The sequence below is a fragment of the Microbulbifer maximicatervae (SeqCode) genome, from assembly GCF_052468295.1.
On sequence record NZ_CP174340.1, the window covers coordinates 2066267 to 2090401 of the forward strand.

At 46.2% G+C, this 24135-nt stretch carries 19 protein-coding genes; 8 read left to right on the top strand and 11 right to left on the bottom strand.

What is annotated here, in order from left to right:
• The first annotated feature begins 47 nt into the window (after nucleotides 1–47).
• Nucleotides 48–2165: a TonB-dependent siderophore receptor gene (locus ACJJIQ_RS09400; RefSeq protein WP_445364448.1), complete on the top strand. Its 2118-nt coding sequence runs from the start codon at nucleotides 48–50 to the stop codon at nucleotides 2163–2165.
• A 288-nt stretch (nucleotides 2166–2453) separates the two neighbouring features.
• Here the strand turns inward: ACJJIQ_RS09400 and ACJJIQ_RS09405 are convergent, their stop codons facing one another.
• Nucleotides 2454–2846 (bottom strand): DUF3224 domain-containing protein, encoded by a 393-nt coding sequence (locus tag ACJJIQ_RS09405; protein ID WP_413665625.1) that lies wholly within the window; start codon nucleotides 2844–2846, stop codon nucleotides 2454–2456.
• Nucleotides 2847–3002: 156 nt separating this feature from the next.
• Between ACJJIQ_RS09405 and ACJJIQ_RS09410 the strand changes: the two genes are divergently transcribed.
• Both ACJJIQ_RS09410 and ACJJIQ_RS09415 read left to right on the top strand, forming a co-directional pair.
• Nucleotides 3003–4130 (top strand): ISAs1 family transposase, encoded by a 1128-nt coding sequence (locus tag ACJJIQ_RS09410; RefSeq protein WP_445362101.1) that lies wholly within the window; start codon nucleotides 3003–3005, stop codon nucleotides 4128–4130.
• Between the two features lie 482 nt (nucleotides 4131–4612).
• The gene (locus ACJJIQ_RS09415) at nucleotides 4613–5041 is read left to right on the top strand and encodes a hypothetical protein (RefSeq protein ID WP_445364449.1); all 429 of its coding nucleotides are present in this window, start codon (nucleotides 4613–4615) and stop codon (nucleotides 5039–5041) included.
• On the opposite strand, the gene ACJJIQ_RS09420 is transcribed toward ACJJIQ_RS09415, so the two are convergent.
• Entirely contained in the window at nucleotides 5038–6063 is a 1026-nt protein-coding gene (locus ACJJIQ_RS09420) for an IS630 family transposase (protein WP_445362554.1), read from the bottom strand. The genes ACJJIQ_RS09415 and ACJJIQ_RS09420 overlap by 4 nt on opposite strands.
• Here ACJJIQ_RS09420 and ACJJIQ_RS09425 point away from each other — a divergent pair.
• On the top strand, nucleotides 6062–7432 hold the full coding sequence (locus ACJJIQ_RS09425) for a hypothetical protein (RefSeq protein WP_445364450.1): 1371 nt from the start codon (nucleotides 6062–6064) through the stop codon (nucleotides 7430–7432). The two genes, ACJJIQ_RS09420 and ACJJIQ_RS09425, sit on opposite strands and share 2 nt — an antisense overlap.
• A 27-nt stretch (nucleotides 7433–7459) precedes the next feature.
• Entirely contained in the window at nucleotides 7460–8326 is an 867-nt protein-coding gene (locus ACJJIQ_RS09430) for a hypothetical protein (RefSeq protein WP_445364451.1), read from the top strand.
• Between the two features lie 106 nt (nucleotides 8327–8432).
• Here ACJJIQ_RS09430 and ACJJIQ_RS09435 read toward each other — a convergent pair whose 3' ends face one another.
• From ACJJIQ_RS09435 to ACJJIQ_RS09450, 4 genes are all read right to left on the bottom strand, one after another.
• On the bottom strand, nucleotides 8433–9458 hold the full coding sequence (locus ACJJIQ_RS09435; RefSeq protein ID WP_445362554.1) for an IS630 family transposase: 1026 nt from the start codon (nucleotides 9456–9458) through the stop codon (nucleotides 8433–8435).
• Nucleotides 9459–10462: 1004 nt separating this feature from the next.
• The gene (locus ACJJIQ_RS09440; RefSeq protein ID WP_445364452.1) at nucleotides 10463–13600 is read right to left on the bottom strand and encodes an efflux RND transporter permease subunit; all 3138 of its coding nucleotides are present in this window, start codon (nucleotides 13598–13600) and stop codon (nucleotides 10463–10465) included.
• On the bottom strand, nucleotides 13597–14958 hold the full coding sequence (locus ACJJIQ_RS09445; RefSeq protein ID WP_445364453.1) for an efflux RND transporter periplasmic adaptor subunit: 1362 nt from the start codon (nucleotides 14956–14958) through the stop codon (nucleotides 13597–13599). Before ACJJIQ_RS09445 ends, ACJJIQ_RS09440 begins: the two co-directional genes overlap by 4 nt.
• Nucleotides 14948–15640 (bottom strand): TetR/AcrR family transcriptional regulator, encoded by a 693-nt coding sequence (locus tag ACJJIQ_RS09450; protein ID WP_444957528.1) that lies wholly within the window; start codon nucleotides 15638–15640, stop codon nucleotides 14948–14950. Before ACJJIQ_RS09450 ends, ACJJIQ_RS09445 begins: the two co-directional genes overlap by 11 nt.
• A gap of 558 nt (nucleotides 15641–16198) precedes the next feature.
• Here ACJJIQ_RS09450 and ACJJIQ_RS09455 point away from each other — a divergent pair.
• The gene (locus ACJJIQ_RS09455) at nucleotides 16199–17020 is read left to right on the top strand and encodes an alpha/beta hydrolase (RefSeq protein WP_444913637.1); all 822 of its coding nucleotides are present in this window, start codon (nucleotides 16199–16201) and stop codon (nucleotides 17018–17020) included.
• 197 nt (nucleotides 17021–17217) lie between these two features.
• Here ACJJIQ_RS09455 and ACJJIQ_RS09460 read toward each other — a convergent pair whose 3' ends face one another.
• The 4 genes from ACJJIQ_RS09460 to ACJJIQ_RS09475 form a co-directional block, all read right to left on the bottom strand.
• The gene (locus ACJJIQ_RS09460; protein WP_444933068.1) at nucleotides 17218–17601 is read right to left on the bottom strand and encodes a hypothetical protein; all 384 of its coding nucleotides are present in this window, start codon (nucleotides 17599–17601) and stop codon (nucleotides 17218–17220) included.
• A 504-nt stretch (nucleotides 17602–18105) separates the two neighbouring features.
• Complete coding sequence (locus ACJJIQ_RS09465) at nucleotides 18106–18993, bottom strand: AraC family transcriptional regulator (protein ID WP_445364454.1); 888 nt, start codon at nucleotides 18991–18993, stop codon at nucleotides 18106–18108.
• Nucleotides 18994–19300: 307 nt separating this feature from the next.
• Nucleotides 19301–19666, bottom strand: coding sequence for a VOC family protein (locus tag ACJJIQ_RS09470; protein ID WP_444957526.1), 366 nt, complete (start codon nucleotides 19664–19666; stop codon nucleotides 19301–19303).
• Nucleotides 19667–19731: 65 nt separating this feature from the next.
• Entirely contained in the window at nucleotides 19732–20955 is a 1224-nt protein-coding gene (locus tag ACJJIQ_RS09475) for a CaiB/BaiF CoA transferase family protein (RefSeq protein ID WP_445364455.1), read from the bottom strand.
• A 276-nt stretch (nucleotides 20956–21231) separates the two neighbouring features.
• On the opposite strand from ACJJIQ_RS09475, the gene ACJJIQ_RS09480 reads away from it, so the two are divergent.
• Nucleotides 21232–21549, top strand: coding sequence for an Mpo1-like protein (locus ACJJIQ_RS09480; protein WP_444897123.1), 318 nt, complete (start codon nucleotides 21232–21234; stop codon nucleotides 21547–21549).
• 5 nt (nucleotides 21550–21554) lie between these two features.
• Here ACJJIQ_RS09480 and ACJJIQ_RS09485 read toward each other — a convergent pair whose 3' ends face one another.
• Entirely contained in the window at nucleotides 21555–22982 is a 1428-nt protein-coding gene (locus ACJJIQ_RS09485) for a TyrR/PhhR family helix-turn-helix DNA-binding protein (protein WP_445364456.1), read from the bottom strand.
• 196 nt (nucleotides 22983–23178) lie between these two features.
• On the opposite strand from ACJJIQ_RS09485, the gene phhA reads away from it, so the two are divergent.
• Entirely contained in the window at nucleotides 23179–23982 is an 804-nt protein-coding gene (gene phhA, locus ACJJIQ_RS09490; RefSeq protein ID WP_108733440.1) for a phenylalanine 4-monooxygenase, read from the top strand.
• Nucleotides 23983–24135: the final 153 nt, after the last annotated feature.

Below are 24135 nucleotides of genomic sequence, written 5' to 3' on the forward strand. Positions count from 1 at the left end.
GCCATTATCAATTATAATCGACCCTATTTGTACGGAATTCTATCAATATGTACCCTCAACAACTCAACTTGGCAGTATGGGCCTCACTAGCCCCTGCTGCGTTGGTGTCTGCCCAGGAAGTAACTCAAACGGTAGAAGAAGTTGAAGTTATTGGTAGAGCCCAACAATTTTATCTGGACTCTCATACACAAGTTGGAACTAAAACTGACGCAGACTTATTGAATATTGCAATGTCTGCTCAGGTACTAAATGAACAGCTTATTGAAGACCAGGCTGCCCGCGATATCACTGACTTGTACCGCTCCATCGCAGGAGTTAGTGAATTCAGCTATTCCGGTGTCACATTTCGGGGATTTCGAGACAATAAAAATATTTTTTACGATGGAGTCCGCGGCGATCCCTATTCGGGGTTTAGTGTTCCTCAAGTATCAAATGTAGCGCGCATCGAGGTACTAAAAGGGCCATCCTCCGCCCTCTATGGCGGCGGTGAGCCCGGAGGGATGATTAACTACACCTCCAAGAGGCCAACCTTCGATGAGCGCCGTGAATTAACAGTCACCTCCGGAAGCGAATCGCTAAAAGGAGCTTCTATCGAGCTAACAGGCGGTGTAATTGGAAATATCGCCTATCGTTTAGGAGGCTTCTATGAATCTCAAGATAGCTTTCGCAATAATGCGAACAGCGAGAACATTGAACTTGCCGGGGGACTACTATTTGACCTCTCAGCAGACACTCACCTGACGACCACCTTCGAGCACATAGAACAAAACCTAGGCGGTAACCGCTTGCGCGGCGTACCCGTTAATGATGACGGCAAATTCCTGGTAGATCCTTCCTACAACACCAACGAAAAATCTGATTATCAAAACCTAAAAGCCTTGGTTCTACGAACCAAAGTCAAGCATAAGGTGACAGATAGCCTGAACCTTAACGCAACATTGCGTTACATGGAAAATGAAAGGGAGCAGGCTTATCACGAATCACGCGGTTGGGTAGACATCAATGGTGATGGAATGGCCAATGCTGAAGATGGAACCATCCGCCGTGAGTACCGCGATCAGTACCGGGCAAATGAAGAGCTGAGCCTTACTTTGGACTTTGTGTATGACACAGACATTTCAGGCATGAATCATCAGATTTTGCTTGGTGGTGACTATCATGATGTTGATACAAAATATGACTATTGGCGAGCGCGCCCTGGAGCAGACGGTGTTACAAACCTCAACATCTACGAACTCAACTACGGGATAACTGACCCGTCAACTTACAACCTTATCAATATGAATAAGGATGGTACGGCCAGCATCCGTACCAGCATTTATATCCAGGATACTGTGGAATTGACCAATCAGTGGTTCTGGATGATAGGTGCGCGCCTTGATCAGTTCGACGAAACTGAAAAAGAAAGCGGCAATAGCTACAAAGATAATGATGCAAGCTACCGTACAGGCATCACTTATAAGCCCGTAGATACACTATCCCTCTATGCAAATTACTCCCAGAGCTTTAATCCGGTGAGCGCAGACGACTTTGAGGGCGGCGCTGAGGAGCTTGAACCCAGTACTGGCAGTCAAGTGGAGATTGGTGTGAAGAAGGAATGGCTGGATGGGCGTATCCTGACCACTCTAGCCTTCTATCAGATAAAAAAAGCAAATATGGCCCAAAGTAACCCCGCCTATATCAGTGCCGATGAGACCCCGAATGAAGCCGAAATTATCAACCTCGGGCAGGTTCAAAGTGGTGGAAGCGAGTTCACCTTAGTCGGTGACATAACTCAGAGACTCAGCATAACAGCTAATTATGCGTACAACGATACGTATATCGCTGAGGGTGACTCACGCAATGTGTCAGACTCAGGTCAGTTCGTAAATGCACCCAAGCACCAAGCAGGCTTGTGGGCCCGCTATGACCTCAGTATATGGGATTCAGCATTTGCTATTGGTGCCGACTATGTGAGCGATCAAATAAGCTTCGATGATCAAAAAGTAAAGGCCTACACTGTACTCGATGCCAGCTGGGCAACTCGCTGGGATGATATTCAGCTGAGTATCAACGTAAAAAACCTTTTGAATAAAACGTATGCAGTGAGCGGTTTTAATGAGCGGCAAGGACATTTTCCCGGCCAACCACGAGAGCTAATCGCCCAGCTTTCCTATGACTTTTAGCGACCTAGCAATTTATCGTCAGCGGATTTCCACTGGCGATATCATCTTGTTCTATACAGGAAGGAAGTTCTTTGACGATACACTCACCAATATATCCCCGCAGACTTACCCACCTGTTCAGCCCTTTTTCTAAACTTAGGTATTATGAAAACGACACTGATCCCCCAGATTGAATTTCTATTAGCAAATATTCAATCCGAGGTTGCACCTTCAATCAAGACGAGCACAGGCCGTATAAATTTCGATCGGGCAATCTCCCCATGACGCTATACAGGCAGTAAACTACTATTAATCAAGTTGGTATTCAAAGTCGTAGTAATGAACTCCACCATCCACCTGAATAGACATTTTCCCAGAGAGTCCCACTAGTTCTCCAGTGCCAGAATCAGGCACAACTTCTAAAATAAGGAAGTCCTCTCCTTTCTTCATAGTCCCAAAGTGCTGTAAAACAAATGTGCCTCGCTTACCACCTAAAGTACCGGCAACTTGCTCTATAGCTACATACCCCGCAGATCCTTTTACTGGAGTCATTGCACTTAACATTTCTCCTCGACTTTCTCCTGAAAGATCACCGTAAAAGACTTTATTAATTGACATACGCCCCAAGCTGTTTCCTTCACTACCTTTCGCATACGGATCCATCGGCTTTACAGTAACCTCGAACTTTCCTGAAATTTTCACACTGCCTCCTTTTTAAAGCAGTAAAAGTCTAAATTAACCCATAACCATCCAAGCCCCGTCTGAGCCAGGGCTGTCCCATATAAATCGGTGTAAAAACGAACAAAATAGACCTAGAATAGCTATCTTTTTTGATAAATAGAGTGTTTTTCAGACAAAATGGATAGCGTTAGCCTTTTACATCACTTTGACGACATGGAAGATCCTCGAGTTGATCGGCACAAGCTGCACGCCCTGCCCGATATTTTACTTATCATGTTTTGCGGTGTTATTTGTGGTGCTGAAAGCTGTAGAGATTTTGTCGATTTCGCAGAATCTAAGATAGATTACCTAAAACGATTCACCCCGCTAAATAGCGGAATACCCTCAAAAAACACTTTTAGCCGTGTTATTTCAAGCTTAGACCCCGAACAATTTAAGCGCTGCTTTCTGCAGTGGGTCCAAGGTATTCAGCAAGAACTCGGTAACGTGATTGCGATCGATGGCAAGACGCTAAGGCGCAGCTTCGATCAGGCCAGTAAACGATCTCCTATACATATGGTGAGTGCTTTTGCGTCCGAGGCGCGACTTGTCCTTGCTCAGCAAAAGGTAGAAGAAAAGTCGAATGAGATTACGGCCATACCGAAGTTACTGGAGATTCTTGATCTTAATGGTGCGATTATTACGCTTGACGCCATGGGCTGCCAGAAAACGATCACTCAGAAAATTATCGAACGAGGCGGCGATTATGTGATTGCTGTGAAGGGCAACCAGGACAAACTGCACCAGCAAATTACCACGCATTTTAATAATTTGTTCGATATGCAGCACCACAAGCATGTCGATACTGATTGTGTGGAAGAGGTGAGCCGAGGCCGAATAGAATCCAGAAAATGTCTCTCTACTAACAGTATTGATTGGCTCGAAGGTAAAGAGCAATGGCACGGTCTAAGAAGTGTTATCGCAGTCCAGGCGAAACGAACTGTAGATGGGCGAACTAGTTGCGAAACGCGCTACTATATCAGTAGTTTAGAGCCGTGCTCAGCAGAACTCAATCATATTATTCGCTCTCACTGGGGTGTTGAAAACTCGTTACACTGGATTTTAGATGTGGTTTTTCGTGAGGATGATAGTCGCTTCAGATCAGGAAATGCACCAGAAAACATGGCGATCTTGAGGCATTCGGCACTCAATCAGTTGCAAGCGGCAAAGCCCAGCTTTAAAAAAGACATGAGCATTAAAAGGCTTCGGAAAAAGGCTGGCTGGGATAATGAAACCTTGGACAAGATAATTACAGCCACCATTTAGACTGATTTATATGGGACAGCCCTGCCGTCTGAGCCCTTAGCGTTACTTGCCAGTTTTTCATTCTAACCTACAAGGCTGTATTTATATACAGCACGTTAGCAAACACTTAAGTAGACCCAAATGTAAATATAGATCTCAAGCAAATTAGATAGCCTTGGTGTAACAGTTCCTCGAAACCGAAAACTTTATAGCTAAAAACTGATTACACCTCATTACGCGAAAAGGTTCTAGCCAGTCAAAACAAGAGTAATTTTTGTGATTCCCTTATCATTTTTCTAGCAAAAACCTCCTGAAGAGTCTCCCCCACCATCTTTAAATCGAATATTATCGACCAACTCAAACTTCACAAATTTACACTCAATACAGCTGCTGATAAATTATTAAAAATATGACCACTATGAAAAAAGTAGACGCCTAGCTTTTGCATGGCGCTACCTATCTGATGCAATGACCCAAAACAGGACCAGGGATACCAAGCATTTATGGAACAGCAAATTGAGACTCATATACTTTGCAGCAGTGGCGGCCGTAATCTGGTAGCCTCGCCAGGAACGGCTCAACTTTGGTCACGCATCCATTCTAAAGCAGTTGATACCAGCTCACCTAACTACCACGCGGTAGGTGCCTATATGGCTATCAGAGGCTTACTAGCCAAACCCAATGATTTCGATACACATTCACAGGTTGATAACCAGCGTTTAAAAGTAAAAACGGAGCGAGGGTACCAGCTAAGCTATACCCTTTTGCGCGATGGCGACATTTACCTCAATGACATTCAGATTGATTTTGATGATGAGTCATTCAAGCAGAATGGGAAAGAGAATGTTTTATATGAAATCTCAGCCAGTAAAAAAACCTCTGGTGAAAACAATACTATTTGGACATCTCGAGCCATCGATATTACTACCTAGGCAGCAGCAAAGAATACAGTCGACTCTTGAAAAAATGATTTCACAAGTTTTCTATTTTTCTTGATGCTCTGCAAATCTGCATTTGCACGACTCAGTAGTGTCTCACCTTTTTTCAGCGGCCTCTTTGAAGTCCCTATATTTCTCATATGATTCCAGACCAACTCATCTGGATTTAGGTTTGGTGCATATGGCGGTAAGAACACCATTTCAAGCTTTCCATCCTGTGAATCGACATACTCCAATACCTTTTTCGATTTGTGTACTGGGTGCCCATCAACAATGAGAATCACTGGTCTTTTCTGACTTCTCTGGAAATTTTTGAAGCATTCTACGCACTTTTCTGCCGTGAACTTTCCACTATAAATATGATACCAGAAGCCACCTCTATTCGATAAAGCTGAGATCGCATTGATTGACTGTCTTTGACCACTCGTTTTTACCACTGGAGTTTTTCCTTTTTCTCCCCATGTCCTTTGGAGTGGATCGTCTGATCTGATACTAGCCTCGTCCAGCCAAAATATTTCTGCACCAGTTTTTTTCGCATAAGATTTAATCTTTGGATAGACTTCCTTTACCCATTTATTCACCGCCTTCTCATCTCTCTCGTAAGCTCTTCGTAGAGGCTTTTGTGGCGTCAGGCCCAGTCGATGTAGAAGTGTGCCGACACTAGAAACGCTAAGTTCAATTTTGAATCTCTCAAAAATCAAATCCGATACGATCTGACGTGTCCACAATCCGAAATCAAAGCCATATTGCCTTGGATCGCCACCAATAATCCATCGTTTGACTTCCTCTTCTTCAATAGCTGACAGTTTTCTACCGCGTCCAGGTCTAATTTTTGGAGATAGCGCTTCAATACCTTTCTCCCGAGCAGTCCTTAACCATGGGAAAATAGTTCTGCTCCCCAGCCCTAAGCTACGACTAACCTCCGCCGCAGATTCTCCATCAAATACTCGCTGAACAGCAATTTTACGTATGAGGTGCTGCTCCTCAGTACTAAGTTTTCTGGCATCGTATTTCATGCAGTTTATATTACCAGGGTGTACTGATTATTTCTGCCCCGCTAGTAACTCACTTAAAATTAAACCATCCTCCGTAACACACATTTTAATCAGCGACTCCAAAGTTACAGACCCCGATCATTGTGCCAAATTTGGAGAGCATATAATTAATTCTGGCCACCCAGATTACAAAGTTAGCAGTGATGACATATTCTATATGTTTCACTACCCCAAAAAGAAAACCATTAAGGGATTTTTTACTTTACGTAAGCCCACCCCTGTTAATAAGGAAGCAAAATTTATTAATGAAATCTCCAGTGTAATTTCACATGCAGCTCGTATCAGTGCTAAGGAGTATCAGCGCAGGCGAACGGCCAATGAAAAAGCCATTCGAAAAATCACCCAAGGTGTCGAGGCCAAAAAGCACTTAAGAAACCCTGACTTAGGCAATCTAAGCACTAAAAATCAAAGTGAAATATTTCAGCAAAAAGGTGACAGGGTTCAAAAAGCAAAGAATTTACGGACTAGAGCTGCCGAGAAAATTGGCTTGCCTGACCCAGTCGTTTGCTGGACAACTACTGGAAACGGTGACAAAACATTTAAGCAAGCTGTAAAAAAAGCTTCGCAGGTGGTCAATGTAGAGAACATCTACAAAGCTGATGCCATATCATCAAGTGATCAATTGAATAGCCACAAACTTCAGCATGTATTCCTTAATAACTATACTGTTAATGACAATCGACTAGATCGTGCAATGGCCAATATTGGCATGGAATGGAGCGCTAAACGAGGCACCAGAAACCCTGTTAGCCTTAAAAATCTATTAACTGATAGTTTCTACTCAAGTGAATATGCCCTTCTGAAACGCCGCACTCAAGTTTCAGCTTTGAAACATGAACGTGACCAACTGCACCCAGCCTTTTCAGCAACAAGCAAATCCCAGAAGAATAATATGCTGAAATCTAAGGCACCTATGCTTAGTAGCCATGGTGCTGTTAAGTCGGCTATTAAGGCCGGATCAGTAGGAGCTGCGGGAGTTTTTGGCGCCCTACTTAAATCCCAAAGTACTGGAGAGCTAGATGCTCTTACCAAAAGTGCAGGAGCAATCGCGGAAAAATCAGCAATCGCATTAAATGGAACTCTCGGGTCACTCTACAAGACGATAAATGTTGCCTCTGAAGCTACAGCAAGTAATGCATCCCTTGCTCTCACGGTTGCCGGGGCAGCTACAGTTGGCTTTGTAGCCGCAAATGCTATTCATGGTGGTGCACTACAAAAAGCAAAACTGCTCTTCGGAGAGATGAGAGCCGGGGATTTAAGCTCTATGCCCACAAGTGAATTGACTGATTTAGAGACAGCTGCCGCGTTTCGTGCTAGCCTCACCGTTTGATCTAAGCTAATTAGTGTGAATCTTTAGATGTTATTTGGAACTACAAAGAAACCTAAGGGGCCTAACTTAAGTAAGTCCAAGCCAGTAAGTTGCAACTTATCTGGCACCAAACTTAATTTCGTTAAGCCCCCCAGCAATAGGTTCATACCAGGAGCAGTCGACTCAACCCCTAATCTTCCTCTAAACTTCGACTTTAATATCTATTCTTTTAAAGATTTCGTAAAGCTTTCAGATAATGTTTGGGGCCTACTACTAGCTGAAGAATACTACAAGTACTGTGGCACACCCTTATGGAATCCAGAGATTGGTGGGATGGATTTTCGTGCAGCACTTAGGCGACCGGTTGGCCTCCCAAACTTATTAGAAGCCAACAACTATGAGCTATGGATTGATAGTAATATTAAAGCCTATTACGAGCCTGGCACTGGTTTATCCTTTAACGAATGGTACTACCTATTCCCTCTTTTTTGGCAAACTTTTAGGCTACCAAAAACAGGGAACATTCAGTGGATCGCCTATGTCGTTCAAAAATTTTGCGCTCGAAAAGGAGATCAATTTACTTATTATACAAGAGCGGCAATCTCCTCCGAACACGAATTAATCCTATCCTTCAGGGCAACAACAGATCAATATGAATCTGGTGCTTTTAGTCTTTTCAAAAAAATTGTTCGCTTTATTCTAAACAATATTGAAATTAAACTCACTAAATCTATTGAAGTTGAGATTTCGGAATTAGAAGAGTCAGGATTGCGAAACTTCAGTAAAGAAAAGCCAATCTCCAGGTATGACGACACACCAAAAAATCCTTTTGGCGATTATGAACTTCTGGAAGATCCTTATTTTTACTTTACTAAGATTGGCAAAACTATTGATCGTAGGCTTTGGGTCGACTAAGCCATTTATTACACCGCCTAGTTGGGCCAGTCAGTTGGGAAGCTTCGCTAACCCACATGCAGATCTACCTCTCTGATTAAAATGTAGCTTCACCACTTGATACTACCTAGGCAGCAGCAAAGAATACAGTCGACTCTTGAAAAAATGATTTCACAAGTTTTCTATTTTTCTTGATGCTCTGCAAATCTGCATTTGCACGACTCAGTAGTGTCTCACCTTTTTTCAGCGGCCTCTTTGAAGTCCCTATATTTCTCATATGATTCCAGACCAACTCATCTGGATTTAGGTTTGGTGCATATGGCGGTAAGAACACCATTTCAAGCTTTCCATCCTGTGAATCGACATACTCCAATACCTTTTTCGATTTGTGTACTGGGTGCCCATCAACAATGAGAATCACTGGTCTTTTCTGACTTCTCTGGAAATTTTTGAAGCATTCTACGCACTTTTCTGCCGTGAACTTTCCACTATAAATATGATACCAGAAGCCACCTCTATTCGATAAAGCTGAGATCGCATTGATTGACTGTCTTTGACCACTCGTTTTTACCACTGGAGTTTTTCCTTTTTCTCCCCATGTCCTTTGGAGTGGATCGTCTGATCTGATACTAGCCTCGTCCAGCCAAAATATTTCTGCACCAGTTTTTTTCGCATAAGATTTAATCTTTGGATAGACTTCCTTTACCCATTTATTCACCGCCTTCTCATCTCTCTCGTAAGCTCTTCGTAGAGGCTTTTGTGGCGTCAGGCCCAGTCGATGTAGAAGTGTGCCGACACTAGAAACGCTAAGTTCAATTTTGAATCTCTCAAAAATCAAATCCGATACGATCTGACGTGTCCACAATCCGAAATCAAAGCCATATTGCCTTGGATCGCCACCAATAATCCATCGTTTGACTTCCTCTTCTTCAATAGCTGACAGTTTTCTACCGCGTCCAGGTCTAATTTTTGGAGATAGCGCTTCAATACCTTTCTCCCGAGCAGTCCTTAACCATGGGAAAATAGTTCTGCTCCCCAGCCCTAAGCTACGACTAACCTCCGCCGCAGATTCTCCATCAAATACTCGCTGAACAGCAATTTTACGTATGAGGTGCTGCTCCTCAGTACTAAGTTTTCTGGCATCGTATTTCATGCAGTTTATATTACCAGGGTGTACTGATTATTTCTGCCCCGCTAGTATCTGTTTACTGGTGTGAATTGTAAATTTTATTCAGCAGCACACCGAACCCCAGGGACCAAACTTAAACAAGTCTGTACCGGTAATTTGTAAGTTTCCCGGTACAGAACTTCGTTTTCTGCCCTCCTCAGCAAGATTTCCATGCCCGACAGATTCTGATCTACCTCTGGATTTTGATATAAACATATACTCTCATGAGAACTTTTAAAAGTTGCAAATAATGCCTGGGGCACCTTACCAGCAGAAGAATACTATAAATATGAGGGTCTTCTTTTATGGAATTCTGACATCGGAGGAATAGAATTTATTGCAGTTTTAGGGAGACCAGAAAGTCGTCCTAACTTGCTTGAAGCAGCTCATTACGAACACTGACTAGACAGTAAGACTCGAGCTTATTACTCTCCTGGTGAAGGCGCTCCTTCTGAAAAGTGGCAATATTTATTCCCCTTATTTTGGCAGACATTCAAGCTCCCAAAAACTGGAAGAGTTCAGTAGATTAGCTATGGAATACAAAAATTTTCTAGCAGAAGAGGCGACCAAATTATATATTTTGTCCGGGAGGCTATCTCACCCGAGCACGACTTAGTACTTTAATTTAGAGCTACAACTAATCAATACAATTCTGGCACCTTTGATCTGTTTAAATAAGTTGCTCAATTCATCCTGAAAAGCATAGAAATATGCCTTGTCAAGTCTGTCGAGAACGAAATTCAATCCCTTGAAAAATCGGGGCTACGCAATTTTCAAAAGTTTAACCAATCTGTCGATATGATGATGCCCCCAAAATCATTTTGGAGACTATGAACTGTTAGAAGCCCCCTGCTTTTACCTTACTAAGATTGGCAAAACTATTAATCGTAGGCTTTGGAAAGACTAACCCAAAGTACATTGCCTAGCTTATTACTACCACTTTGGGTGCACTAAGCTAGGCATTATTCTGAGTAATTCGAAGAAAAGTATTAACTACTTGGCGCAGTTACCATAGGCGCCGGTACTAATACGTCTTCGCCATCACTCTCTTCTTGAGGTTCAGTAAACCCAAAATCCTCCAGTATTCCGTAGAGCGCCGGTAGCACCAGAAGGATCAGAATAGTAGAGCTGCTAATACCAAACACAATACTGGTGACCAGAGGTACCAACACTTGTGCCTGCAAGCTGGTTTCAAATAGCAGTGGCAACAGACCGACAATTGTAGTCAGTGAGGTAAGGAAGATTGCCCGGAAACGATCGCGACTGGCCTGACTTGCCGCGCTATGTACATCCATTCCCTCACGCACTCGCCGCTTCACAAACTCCACGAGCAAAATTGAGTCATTGACCACAATTCCGGCGAGAGAGACAAAACCCATCATACTGGGCATAGACATATTCTGCCCCATGATCAGATGCCCCCAAATAACACCAATCAGTGCCAGGGGAATAGCCACCAATACGATCAGAGGCTCCACGTAGCTACGGAATTGCATGGATAGGAGAAGGTAGATACCAATGGCACCTATTAACAGGGCTCGACCAATGGACTTACCGGTAACCTCACTATTTTTCATTTCCCCTTGCATATCAACGCGCAATCCCGGGAACTCACGGGTAAGCTCAGACAGGAACTTCTCCTGGGTATCGCCAAGTACCTGTCCAGCATTCGCTTTCTCAGTGAAGACATCAGCAAACACACTCACTACCCGCTCGCCGTCAATACGTTGAATTCGCGCATACTCCCGATTCATTTCTATATCGGCAACGGCAATCAGCGGAACCCGTTGCTTGGTAGATGGATGGATAATGACCAATTCATCGAAACGGCTCAGCGCTCCGCGGGAATCTGCATCCATACGAACCTGTATCTCGTAGGTCTCCCCCCGATATTGAATTTCATCTATCTCCATCCCCTGGTAAGCAGCTCGCAACTGATTGGCAACATTGCTGGCATCCAGGCCAGAGGCATAGGCGCCTTCACGCATTTTGACGGTGAGTTGCGGCTTGCCGGGACGCAAGTCATCCACCACATTCACTACGCCGTCGTATCCACGCAACCAATTCTGCAAGCGAATGGACGCTGCCTTTAGTTGATCCAGCTCCAAACCGGCAAGGCGCAAGTGGATAGCACGGCCGGCAGGGCCTAAGGCGGGCTCCTTATAAAGAATAGCGATTGCCCCTGGCGTGTCGCCGGCAGCCTCACGCCAAGCATGGCGCAACTCATCCATGCTGGTATTGCGACCTTCAGCGGCGAGCAGATCGACATTAATAGTGGCCACATGGGGCCCCGATTCAAAAGCATCTCCGTTAACACCAAAAGTGACACTCGTATGGTTCACCAGAGGCGCTCTTTCACTTTCAGAAAGTTCTGAGGCAACTTGATCCAACGCCTTCAACTGCTTATCGACTAAATTCTCCATATCGACCAAAGACGTGCCTTGGGGCATCAAGATCCGGGCTTGCAATAAATCGCCCTCCAAGGTGGGGAAACCCTGAAATTTGACGATTCCCGATGTCATCAAACTAATAGTGACCAGGAACAAGCCAAATACACCCCCGACAAAGGCATAGCGATATTTAACAGCCCAATCCGCTGCGCGCCCCATATTTTCTCGCCAACCATCAAAACGTTTGGCAAAAGCCTGCTTCCAGGCGGGGGGGCGACTTTTATGCTCAAGGGCATGGCGCAAGTGTGCCGGCAAAATCAGGAAAGCCTCGATCAGACTAATGAGCAATACAGAAATCAATACAATCGGGAGCACCTTGAGGACCTGCCCCATATCCCCCTTAATAAAGACCAGTCCTCCAAACACCATTACCGTAGTTGCGAATGAAGACAGTACTCCACGAGCCACTCGCTTGGTGCCATTGATAACCGCTTCCAACGGCGACCTTCCCTCACGGTGTTCACTGGCAATACTCTCCGATAACACAATGGCGTCATCCATCAGGATACCAATGGCAACCAGCAGTCCTACCAGACTGATCATATTAATGGACACGCCCATGGCCGTGATCAGTGCAAACGAACCCAGGAATGAAACCGGCAAGCCCATGACCACCCAAAAGACGTAGCGGCCACTGAAAAACAGATAGAGAGCCAGCGCTACCAAAATCAGGCCCTGCCAGGCGTTAGCCATAATCATCTGCAAGCGATCCGCAACGATAGAGGCGCTGTCTTGGGTTAGAGTGAGTTTCATACCCTCAGGCAGATTTTCATTTTCACGGTCGACAAAGTCGCGTACGGCTTCAAGCACACGCAAGCTATCATCCACACTATTCTTCTCGACATTGAGAAGCGCTGCACGATGACCGTCAAAAGTAATTTTGTCTTCAGCCAGCTCAAAGTCATCGTAAATTTTTGCAATATCCCCAAGTCGGACTTCCGCTCCATCACCACCTTTAATCACCACAAGGTTTTCCAACTCTGCCACCGTGCGGCGCTCTTCAGTAAAGCGCACCTGGTACTCTCGATCCGGCGTGGATACCTTGCCGGCGGGCATGTCGATCGCTTGCTGGTCAATAATATTGGCCAGATCCATCACACTGAGGCCGTACTGGCGCAAGTTAAAATCTGAAACTTCAATCTGAAGCTGGTGGTCAGAAAAACCGGAAATGCGCACAATAGGAATAGCGGGATCGCGAAGTAATTCTCGGCGATAATGCTCTGCCAGCTGGTTTAATTGGGGCAAAGGAAGGTCAGCACTGATAGCAATACTAACCACCCCCTGAGTGCGGCCCAGCTCTTCAATCACCGGGCGCTCGCTTTCTGCAGGAAGCGAATCGATACTGTCTACTGCGGACTCCACATCAGCAACAAACTGGTCCATATCACCCGCTTCTTGCATCTTGAGGATCATCAGGCCCAGGTTATCTTTTGCCTCACACAGTCGCTCATCAATAAAGCTGATGCCATCGGTGGCCTCCTCCAAGGGAAGACAAATACTATCTTCCACTTCGGCTGCCGCAGCTCCGGCATATGGTACCGAAACCTGAACCTCAAACTTATCGATTTCCGGCATCGTTTCACGCTTCATACCAGGCAGAACAAAAAGCCCGCTTAGCATCAGCGCAACCATCAATAAATTGGCCGCCGTTGGGTGACCGGCAAAATAACGAATCACTGCTGGGTACCTCTAGCACTCGCCGCGACGGATTGTTCTGCGCTGACAACGGAAACTGCCATTCCATTAATCGCAGGGATTACATCAGTCACAATAACCTGCTCTCCGGGATTCAATCCCTCGCGAATCACAGTGGTGTCGCCTTGGTGGTAGTCAATCTGTACGGGGCGCACTCTTAGTTGACCATTTTCTACCAGATAAACCTTGCCTTCATGGAGGGCACGGCGGGGTATGGCGAGTGCTGGTGCGGCGGGAGCCAATAACTCTACACGAGCATACATACCGCGAAATAGCGGTGGTTTTTCACCGGTCACCGCTTTGCCGTAGGGGTCATCCACAGCTACAACAACGGAGAGTGTTCGACTGGTGCTATCCAGGGTTCCACCCAAACGCACTACCCTCCCCTGCCACTCACTATTCCCCGGGCCACCCACCAGGGTGATCCGAGCTTCCAGCCCCAACAACATCTTGGGTAGATCATCAGGAGTCGGATTGGAATCTATGCCAGGCCTTAAATTGCGCAAAAGTGGAGCCACATGAACCATAGGGAGCTCTGCTGCAATTTCTACTTGGGCAAGGCCGCTTGCATCAAATAAACGGGCATTGCCAGCAACATATTGGTTTTCTTCAACATGAACTTCGCCAATACGAGCAGTAAATGGCAGGATCACCTGGGTGCGCTCCAGATTGTATTTACTGTCTCGTACCTGAGCTTCTGAGCGAGCTATCTGGGCTTCAATCACTTTGCGGCGGGTCGGGAAAAGGGAGAGCTGGCTGCTCTGGTTCTGCACTTCCTGGCGCAAGCGCAGCATATTTTGCTCTTCAGTATCTACGGTCGAGCGGGAGACGGTTCCCTTAGCAACTAACTTTTGTTTGCGAGCGAGTTCTTTCTCACCCAATTTGAGGGTGCGCTCGGCGATGTCCAAAGAGCGTTTACTATTGGCCTCTTCCACGTCCAGCTCTTGCAAGTTAGCGCGATTTGCCGCCAAGTCACTTTCAGCCTGCGCCAGGGCAAGCTGGTAGCTGCTATCATCGATCTTCAGCACCAATGTACCCGCAGAGATAATATTTCCCCGCTCCAATTCCGGAGCTGTATACACCACCCTACCACTGACTTCTGCATTGGCTTCCAGGAAAGTACTGGGTTTCACCTCCCCATATGCAATGGCTTGGGCTCGCAACGGTAACTCCTGCACCTTTATTGCATCTACCATCGTTATGGGAGCCTCTATAGCATCGTGTTTAGGCTCACCTTTAGTGGCAACCAGGGCCATAGATACAACTAGCCCTGCCGCAATCAGGGCCGGTAATGCCAGCCGGCGATTCATCAGTGCTTTCATATGAGTCTTAATTTCCATTGCCGACATCCTCGCCTTCGGTCACAGATTTATTAGAAACGCCACGGAGCAAAAGTTGAACAGTATGGTTAATCCATCTCTCCCGGTTTTCCTCCCCCAGAGCAAAGCCAAACCCCTCCTTCAAGGGGTCGCCAGCGATGAAGGGAAAGGCAATCAGACTGATAAAAGAGACTGGCATCAGGTCAATATCCAGGTCCTCTCGCAACTGGCCGCTGGATTGGAGAATTCCCAGCAACCCGCGCAGCTTTGGCACCAGTTGTGAGGCTAACCTGTCAACAAAGAGTTCGCGCATTCGACCAGATTTGGAAGCCACTTCATCAGCAATCAGGCGCGGAATCCAGGGCTCCTTGATGTATAGGCGTATCATTCGACTCATTGCTTCTTTCAGCAACTCTAAAGAGGGCTCCCCTCCATCCAGCCCTGCACTAACAAACGCGGGGCCATACTGCATGATTTGGCTCCGAACCACCTCGATAATTAGCCCCTCCTTACCGCCAAAGTGGTAACTGATCATCGCAGAATTCACCCCTGCTCCCTGAGCAATCTCCCGAATCGAAATATCACGGAAGGCCTTATTCCGAAGTAGAGAGTAGGCTGAGTGCATAAGTGCCTCACGCACCTGGGATTCACGCTCAGGATCTTTTGGGCGCCCGCGGCCTCGAGTGGATGGATTGTCAGTCACAGGCATTTATCCTTAATTAATCAGTTGATTAATTAAATAGGAATTACACCCATGCAACAACCCCAAAATCCGACCAGTCAGTCAGGTTGTGCCGGGTTAATTTCTGATTCACAAGCTAAGCATCTCGGGACGCAATACGTGCCAATGATCAAGGGTTTGACGGGGCTAGCAAAATAGGTTGTAAAATTGACCTCCTGCAAGTGGCCACCTTTACTAAATTCAGCAGTACTTACCGGGAAAATTCCAACCACTTAGATTGGTACATTTTCAGGCCAAATATCCAAATTTCTACTTAAAGCGGCCTGAATGCGAAACCAGGAAAGCCATTCAGCTAGAGCAGAAGAAAAACGTCGCAATCTCATCCTCTTCCATATCCGAACGCCAATCCCAACAAGACTTTCTGTATAAATGATGAGTGATGAATAATTTTAAGCTTTAAATAAAGCATTACTACAACCAACACCCTCCTCAATGTTAGTATTAGGCCGTTTCAATATGAATATTCTACAGACCCTATCTATTTCAAGAATAATTTAACCTTCAAAGGGCATATAACTTATGGTCAAGTATTTGGCTCTCATCTCATTTTTTCTTATGGCTACTTTCGCAAAGGCTACAGACCTTAAGAGTTCTCCCCTGGTAATTGGCGACTCAATTAGTTTTCAGTCAAAGATATTAAAGGAAAAGCGCACCTTAAATGTCTACTTACCCGAGAGCTACCATCGTGAACCTGAAAGAAACTACCCCGTAATCTATCTTTTAGATGGCTCCTTATCCGAAGACTTTATCCATATAGCGGGAGTGCTCCAATTCGGCTCATTCTCATGGATTAATATGCTTCCAGAATCCATTCTTGTAGGCATAGAAAATATTGATAGAAAACGCGACTATACATTTCCATCCAAAATAGCTTTAGATCAAAAAGAATTTCCATCATCAGGCGGATCAAAGGAATTTATTGATTTTTTGGACAAAGAGGTTCAACCCATTATTGCGAGCAATTTCCGTACAAAAGAAAATTCCACACTGATAGGTCAGTCTCTGGGAGGACTTGTAGCTACAGAAATCCTGATAAAGCATACGGACCTTTTCGACAACTATATTATTATCAGCCCAAGCTTATGGTGGAGTGGAGAATCTCTTCTGACAAGCATCCCTGAAGACTGCTGTGAGGACAAACAGATCTATATTGGAGTTGGAAAAGAGGGGGAAGTGATGGAGCGCCTAGCGCGAACACTATACAACAAGCTAGATAATAAGAAGAGCAACACAAAAATACACTTCGGCTACTTTGAACAACTAGACCATGGTGACACTCTGCATCTTGCTGTTTACGATGCGTTTGGAAAGCTGTTTTCAGACAAAGCCCCTAAAAACTAGAAACATTTTTCAATTTAAAACTGGTTGCTTTCGTTTCAGGAAATAGAATACAAAACCTGCGGGAGCAACACACCACTTACCTCACCATCAATCAAGTACACAATTACCATAGCGTCAACCTCATTTCAGCGACGTTCTGAAAGAGAGGCGGTGTGACATTTACAGTAAACACCGCCAACACCCTACATTTTCTAAACCTACGTCAAAGCTGCACGACGGAAGTTGTACACAGCCACCTGAGACAGAATAAATAGTGTAAATGTCACTACCAAGCCAGTCAGCATTACTGGCTCGTAGCCCTCAACCAATACAGAAATAAGCCGCGAAGAACCATTAAATAGAAAGTACATCGAGGCAGGAAGTATTAATAACCACTCTTTGCGAAAGGCACCAATTGCCGTAATGATCGCTAAGCTAAGCGTGGGGGCACCGAGAGTACGTAGGTTAGTGAAACCGTAGTTAGTTGTGGCATCAAACCCTGCTGGACCATTAATAACTTCAGGGAAAAGCATGGTCACTAAGCCAGCCGAACCCAATATAAGTACAAATATACCGGAAAGAAATTGTGCGAAACGAATCATATTAAATATTCCATTTGGTTGATTAAATGAACAGAATGAGAACTCAAAGATCTCTAAGAAATTCCTTATCATCTCTGCGAGACCTCAACAGGCCCTTAGCTCGGATAACAGACCAAGGCAGTGCTACTAATTGACTGTATCAAGTTTCACTATTTTTGATTGCACAGGGGGCAGAGTGATTAGCCTTCAGGCTTCCAGCAAACATCAGCAAGTAATGAAAAGTGACTGGTTTATAGTCTTCAGCGGTATCAGCTATAGTTCGCCCTAGGAGGGTTCTAATCAAACCACCAGGACGATAACTAATGCTCGTCGGGCTAAACGCAAAACCAACATCACCATTAGCACCAGCAATGAGCATGTATTCATTCTTTAGCCCCTCAGTAACAAGAGGGTTTAAATATAACGACATATCGTGAGAAAAGTACGCTGTTAAGACAAGGACTAGATTAACCAGCAAGCCAACACTTTACTTGGAACATCCAGTCAAGGATTTGTACAAATCCGTCAAATCGCCTTTTTACGCATTTGGGAAGGGGCTACTTGATAGTGCTGTTTGAACACCCGGGAGAAGTAACTGAGCTCGTCAAAACCACACTCCAAAGCAACCTCAGTCAGGCTAAGATCGCTATTGAGAATCAACTGTTGTGCTTTCTCCATCCGTTTTGCGGTAATATATTTCGTAGCACTAATGCCATAGACTTGCTTAAATTTACGAGTAAATGTTGACTCGCTCATATGGCATAGAAAAGCTAGATCCGCCAGTTTCAGAGGGGTGTATAAGTGAGCTTGCACCACTTCCTGTAGTTTAGGTTGTTGCCTGATGAACAACTGCCCCAACATCTTCGCAACTCTTCCACTGCTATCGAGCCTGGGGATGAGCTCTACTAATTCTCGAACCTTTAATACCACCAGTGGCTCACTGAATACTTCTGGCTGCTGGATATAGTCAATTATGCTACGCATATAATTGGAGAACAGTACAGATTCCTGCAGGCGCTCAGCCGAGGGGGGCTGATTATTGGACTTATTATCCGCCTTAACAGAAGCCCTACTTTCGCCATTATTACCAAAGGCATCAGGCATACCACTTGGGTAGAGTCGCTGTAATAGCTCTGACGTTAGCCGAAAACCGATGAAATTAATTTCATTGTTTAGTCCATCTTCATGCCACTGATTAATAAAATTATCTGTCTTCATTAGCACAGTGGCACCTGGGCTCAAGGTAAGGGTTTCATCACCGCAAACCAGGGTTGAACAGCCACTGATAACGTAAACCAACCTTGCCTCATCAACCAAACGGTCTTGATAACTTAACGGTGCCCTGAATTTACGCTGACCAATTACCATTTTCCCTTGTATTTTAAATACAACTGATTCTTCACTATCTGGCATAAATTATTATCTTTATCAGGGACCTAGTCATTTGCAATAAAACATGAAGCATATCAACTTTTCAATCAGAGAAAACGACCAATCAGAAGTGATTGCCATAGCTTCTCTGACAGGGGACCAAGTTAAATCCAGGGACTATAAAGAACATGCTCTACAAAGAATCTTCTAAACCTAAGAGACTCAAAAGCCTCAGAAAGGAATAAAACAACTTAAGGAGCCACTGAACAACTTCGTGATACCTCTGGCATGCAGAGCGGTACAGTCAAGGCGCTGCTTCGCAGGAATGTCTAGACCTCTCAAGAAGTTGTTACACCACCGCGTTAACTTCCACCTTATTCCCTACTGGATCAAAAAATACCAATTGCCGTACATTGCGTCCGGGCACATCCATTAAGTGATTGGCGACTCCCAACGCATCCAGACGCTGCTTAACCGGCTCAAGCGCATCTGTACGGAAAGCTATGTGATCCAGGTAGGGTTTCTCAGGCTGGTCACCACTCACCTCACCGTCTATTAAATGCAAAATAGCCCTACCACTGCCATAGAGCCAAAATCCATTACGCTTGAAATTTGGCCTCTCACCCTCGGTCAGACCGAGAACCTGGGCATAGAAGTCCCGTACCCGCTTTAGGGTTTCCATAGGAGCAGTAATATTGACGTGGTCGAGTTCCATCTGTTTTCCCTAACTTACAAGGCACATCCTTGTGCCTGATTATCAGCAAGTTATCTATCTATAACTTACACAATACTCTTGTTCCGCAACTCTTCTACTTGCTCGTCACTTTTACCAAGCAAATCTCGCAATACTTCCTCAGTGTGCTCACCCAATACTGGCGGCGCCTGGGTGTAGTCGAGTGCGGACTCGGAGAAGATTACAGGGTTGCGCACGGTCTTCACCTTTCCAGCTTCCGGATGATCCTGCTCAACCACCATACCCCGGGCCTGTACTTGAGGATCAGCAAAAACCTCCTCCAATGTATTGATAGGCCCACAGGGAACATGAGCATCACTAAGATGCTGGAGCCACCAAGCGGATTCGTGCTTACGAGTCGCAGCTTCAATCTGCGGCACCAATTCTTCACGGGCCATTACCCGCGCTGAGTTAGTCCCGTAGGCAGGATTTTCTGCCAGTTCTTCTACACCTGCGATTCCGCAGAAGCGTTTAAACTGGTCATCATTACCCACTGCCAACATAAAATAGCCATCTTTTGAAGGGACTGCCTGGTAGGGGACTATATTGGGATGGCCGGTACCCTGTCGCTCAGGGCTTTTACCAGAGGTAAGGTAATTTTGGGCTTGGTTAGCCAACCATGAAACCTGGGTATCCAATAAGGCGAGGTCGATATGCTGGCCAACGCCCGTATGCTGCCGGTGAACAATAGCTGCCAATACAGAAGATACCGCGTACATCCCTGTCATCAGGTCCGCTACGGCCACCCCTACCTTTTGCGGGCCCGCACCCGGTTGCCCTTCCGGCACACCGGTAATACTCATCAGACCACCCATCCCCTGGATCATCGCATCATAGCCTGCTCGATTTTTGTACGGGCCAGTTTGCCCAAAACCTGTGATCGAGCAGTAGATAACACCAGGATTGATCGCCTTGATGGACTCATAATCCAGGCCGTACTTTTTCAGCCCATCTACTTTGTAGTTTTCAAGAAGAATATCGCATCGGGCTGCCATCTCCTTGATCAAGGCCTGGCCATCTTCAGTAGTGATATCAACAGTAACTGATTTTTTTCCGCGATTGGCACTTAGGTAGTAAGCAGCATCAGCCGTGTCATTTCCCTTCTCATCTTTTAGGTAGGGAGGGCCCCAGTGGCGAGTATCATCCCCTCGTTCCGGCCGCTCTACTTTAATAACCTCAGCCCCAAAATCTGCAAATACCTGCCCAGCCCAGGGTCCGGCGAGAATACGACTTAAATCGAGTACCTTTAAGTGTGCGAGTGGACCTGCCATAACTTCCTCATATCGCTTACTTGCGGGTTAACCGCATATTTTTGCGGCAGCCTAACAGATAATTTGTGCCCGCGCCCTGATTGGCGTCTGTAGATATTCGTCTTAAACTTAGGAGTCTCTGAATAAACCCGCGATACGTCTAGCTTACGGAGCGATTCATAGTTAAGGCGCGGCCTCGCAGCAATGCCTGGACCTTGCAAGAATTCGCAACGCAGAGATGTTACGGATTTGTTCAGCGGCTTCCCTGATTGTGCAATAAAAATAAGGAGGCACAGCATGGCCGCAATAGAAGCGCAAAAATTTGAATCTTTTCGCGAGTTTTATCCATTCTACTTACAGGAACATAGCAACCTCACCTGTCGTCGGCTGCACTTCTTTGGTACCAGTCTGGTGTTCGCGACAATAATTGCGGCTGTAGTAACTTCCAATATGTTGTGGCTGGCAGTTACTCCTGTCGCAGGCTACGGGTTTGCATGGATCGGGCACTTTTTCTTTGAAAACAACCGCCCGGCAACCTTTAAGTATCCGTTCTACAGTTTTATCGGAGACTTTGTTATGTTTAAAGATATGCTGATCGGGCGAATCGAACGCTAAACAAACTATTTTTTATTGGCCGACAAACCGTATTTCCGCAATTTGTTGGCCACAGCGGTATGAGAAATACCCAACTCCTTAGCCAGCTCCCTGGTTGAGGAGTGACCCTTGATAATATCCGCCAACAACGCCCTCTCCAGCTGCTCCATCATTTCCTTATAGGTAAGTCCACGGCCCCAGTCCCGCCAGGGAAGTTCCGCCTTAAGCATTAAATCCGGCACATCTGCACAACTGATCGACGCCGCCCCTCGAATCAGACATTGACTGGACGCGGCCATTAAATAGTCCCTGAGGCCGTTGAAGTTATCCGGCCAATCGTGGAGTTTGATCAACTCCACCACCTCGCAATCAAAATTGAGCTCACTAGCCTCTGGAGACTCCTGGCGCATTAAAGTACTGGCATAGCGCGGCAGAGCCGGTCGCATATTTCGCAACGGGGGCAAGGACATCGCTAACGACGAAAAGAGCTGCGCAAGTGGTGGCGCAATAGATTCCCTATCAATAGCGGTGGCCACCAATCTCAGCGATGCCGGCAAATTGCGGAGTTTTCTCAATAAATCAACTTGAGCTTCTGTTTTGAGAGTATGTAAATCCTCAAGAATCAAAGTACCCGTTCGACGAAGATGTGAAGGCAGTTGCATAGTCCCATCACGTGGGATAATTCGATAGCAATCAGCCCTTGAGGCCGACGGGGAGAGGTAATGCACCGCACAGGCAAACGTTGTCTTTCCTGTGCCCCGCTCACCCAGTATCAACAGAGGTGCGCTGAGTTCAGATAAGTCCTGTAACTGGAGGCAACTCCTTCGACGCAAATCAAAATCCCACAACACCATCGGTCTTGGCAGCTCAGTGACAAACTCGCTGCTATCCCAAGGCTGTAAACGCAGTACCGCCCCAGCCAGTGAGTCAACCGCTCCGGGATTTCCCTCCAGAGTGATTGGGGACCAGTCCACACGAAAACTCTGCCCCCTAACCACCAGAGGCAGTCCGTAGCGAGGCACTGCAAAATCCCGCAGTAATTCTGCGACCTGCATAAGCGGCAGGAATCTCTGCAGCTGTAGACCAGGCACCTTGTCCAAGCTCACACCGAAGGCCCTTGCCGCTGCCAGATTGGCAGCGACCACCCTGCCCTCGCGATCCACACTAAGAACCGGATCAGTCACATGACTCAGCAAAGTGTCCAACTCGAAATGACGTCGCTCCAGGGGCAATAGAGAGATCCTCCGCACCCGCTTAACTCCAGGAACCTGGTGCAGGGACTTCTCGATAGTCTGGTATTGAGTGGCAAGCATCCCGGGCGCTATCAGATAGACCTTATCTCCACTGTCCCCCCCGAGCTCACCAGAGGTCACATTTATCCGATATTTACCGAAAATTTGCATTATTTCGTGCAAAATACCAACACGATTTGCACAAGTAATCTCTACCCGCACAGCTCCACCTGTAAAGAAATGTTTACAGAAAGTGTAATTTGAACTCCCCGGAAGGCGCAATAGCTCGCCGCTACCTCTCCCCACCAAGGGCACGCCTGGCTAAAAATAGAGGTCGAAACATAACAACAACAGGTTCAGCGGCAGGTGCTGGGCACTGGGAATCAGCGAGAGCTACCGAGCCGCAGGAGAGACATTCATGAAGAAAGAAGCAAAGAAGGCAAGCAAGTACGTTGCCCGTGAGCCCAATGAAGACGGCTTTATCGAGTATACCGACCTTGAACACCAAACTTGGCAGCGTCTGATTGAACGCCAACTGGATGTCTTACCTGGCCGCGCCTGCGATGAATATATGCACGGCCTGGAGCTGTTGGACCTACCGAAAGACCGTATCCCCCAGCTCGAGGAAATCTCCAGCGTGCTGCGCAGGGAAACTGGCTGGGAAGTCGCCCGGGTTCCCGCCCTTATCGGCTTCGAAACCTTTTTCGGTCTTCTAGCGGATCGCAAATTCCCAGTTGCTACCTTTATACGCACTCCCGAAGAATTTGATTATCTGCAAGAACCAGACATCTTCCACGAAATTTTTGGCCACTGCGCCATGCTCACCAACCCAGCATTTGCAAACTTCACGCAAAAATACGGACAACTGGGCCTTAAAGCCTCGCCTAAAGAGCGCGCCTATTTAGCCCGCCTCTATTGGTTTACAGTGGAGTTCGGCCTGCTGAACACCGACGATGGTTTGCGCATTTACGGTGGCGGCATTCTGTCTTCCCCGAAAGAGACACTCTACGCACTGAGTCACCAACCAGAGCGCTACGATTTAGACGCGGTTACCGCACTGCGCACCCCATATCGCATCGATATTGTTCAACCCATTTACTATGTTCTCAACAGCTTGCAACAGCTGCAGGAACTGACAGAAATTGACCTGATGGCCAAGGTCCGCGAGGCCATTGAGCTGGGACTATTCGAACCCCGCTTCCCGCCCAAAGACGCAGCCTGATCTGCATTCAAGATTGGGCGGCCAACTTCCGCCCAATCTCACCTCTACTAAAAAGCTCCCCCAGAAGCGTTGCACATCTAGGGAAATTCCACTACCAGCACTCTCCCCCTGAGCCTATCGTATCTGCAGTAGGTGTGATGGTAGTTCGATGAC

What these genes read in the sequence shown, in the direction of transcription:
- ACJJIQ_RS09410 (WP_445362101.1), top strand. Translation starts at nt 3,003, where the DNA reads ATGGATAGCGTTAGCCTTTTACATCACTTTGACGACATGGAAGATCCT.
- phhA (WP_108733440.1), top strand. Translation starts at nt 23,179, where the DNA reads ATGAAGAAAGAAGCAAAGAAGGCAAGCAAGTACGTTGCCCGTGAGCCC.
- ACJJIQ_RS09460 (WP_444933068.1), bottom strand. Translation starts at nt 17,601, where the DNA reads ATGATTCGTTTCGCACAATTTCTTTCCGGTATATTTGTACTTATATTG.
- ACJJIQ_RS09435 (WP_445362554.1), bottom strand. Translation starts at nt 9,458, where the DNA reads ATGAAATACGATGCCAGAAAACTTAGTACTGAGGAGCAGCACCTCATA.
- ACJJIQ_RS09425 (WP_445364450.1), top strand. Translation starts at nt 6,062, where the DNA reads ATGCAGTTTATATTACCAGGGTGTACTGATTATTTCTGCCCCGCTAGT.
- ACJJIQ_RS09470 (WP_444957526.1), bottom strand. Translation starts at nt 19,666, where the DNA reads ATGGAACTCGACCACGTCAATATTACTGCTCCTATGGAAACCCTAAAG.
- ACJJIQ_RS09420 (WP_445362554.1), bottom strand. Translation starts at nt 6,063, where the DNA reads ATGAAATACGATGCCAGAAAACTTAGTACTGAGGAGCAGCACCTCATA.
- ACJJIQ_RS09455 (WP_444913637.1), top strand. Translation starts at nt 16,199, where the DNA reads ATGGTCAAGTATTTGGCTCTCATCTCATTTTTTCTTATGGCTACTTTC.
- ACJJIQ_RS09465 (WP_445364454.1), bottom strand. Translation starts at nt 18,993, where the DNA reads ATGCCAGATAGTGAAGAATCAGTTGTATTTAAAATACAAGGGAAAATG.
- ACJJIQ_RS09475 (WP_445364455.1), bottom strand. Translation starts at nt 20,955, where the DNA reads ATGGCAGGTCCACTCGCACACTTAAAGGTACTCGATTTAAGTCGTATT.
- ACJJIQ_RS09400 (WP_445364448.1), top strand. Translation starts at nt 48, where the DNA reads ATGTACCCTCAACAACTCAACTTGGCAGTATGGGCCTCACTAGCCCCT.
- ACJJIQ_RS09415 (WP_445364449.1), top strand. Translation starts at nt 4,613, where the DNA reads ATGGAACAGCAAATTGAGACTCATATACTTTGCAGCAGTGGCGGCCGT.
- ACJJIQ_RS09480 (WP_444897123.1), top strand. Translation starts at nt 21,232, where the DNA reads ATGGCCGCAATAGAAGCGCAAAAATTTGAATCTTTTCGCGAGTTTTAT.
- ACJJIQ_RS09445 (WP_445364453.1), bottom strand. Translation starts at nt 14,958, where the DNA reads ATGGAAATTAAGACTCATATGAAAGCACTGATGAATCGCCGGCTGGCA.
- ACJJIQ_RS09430 (WP_445364451.1), top strand. Translation starts at nt 7,460, where the DNA reads ATGTTATTTGGAACTACAAAGAAACCTAAGGGGCCTAACTTAAGTAAG.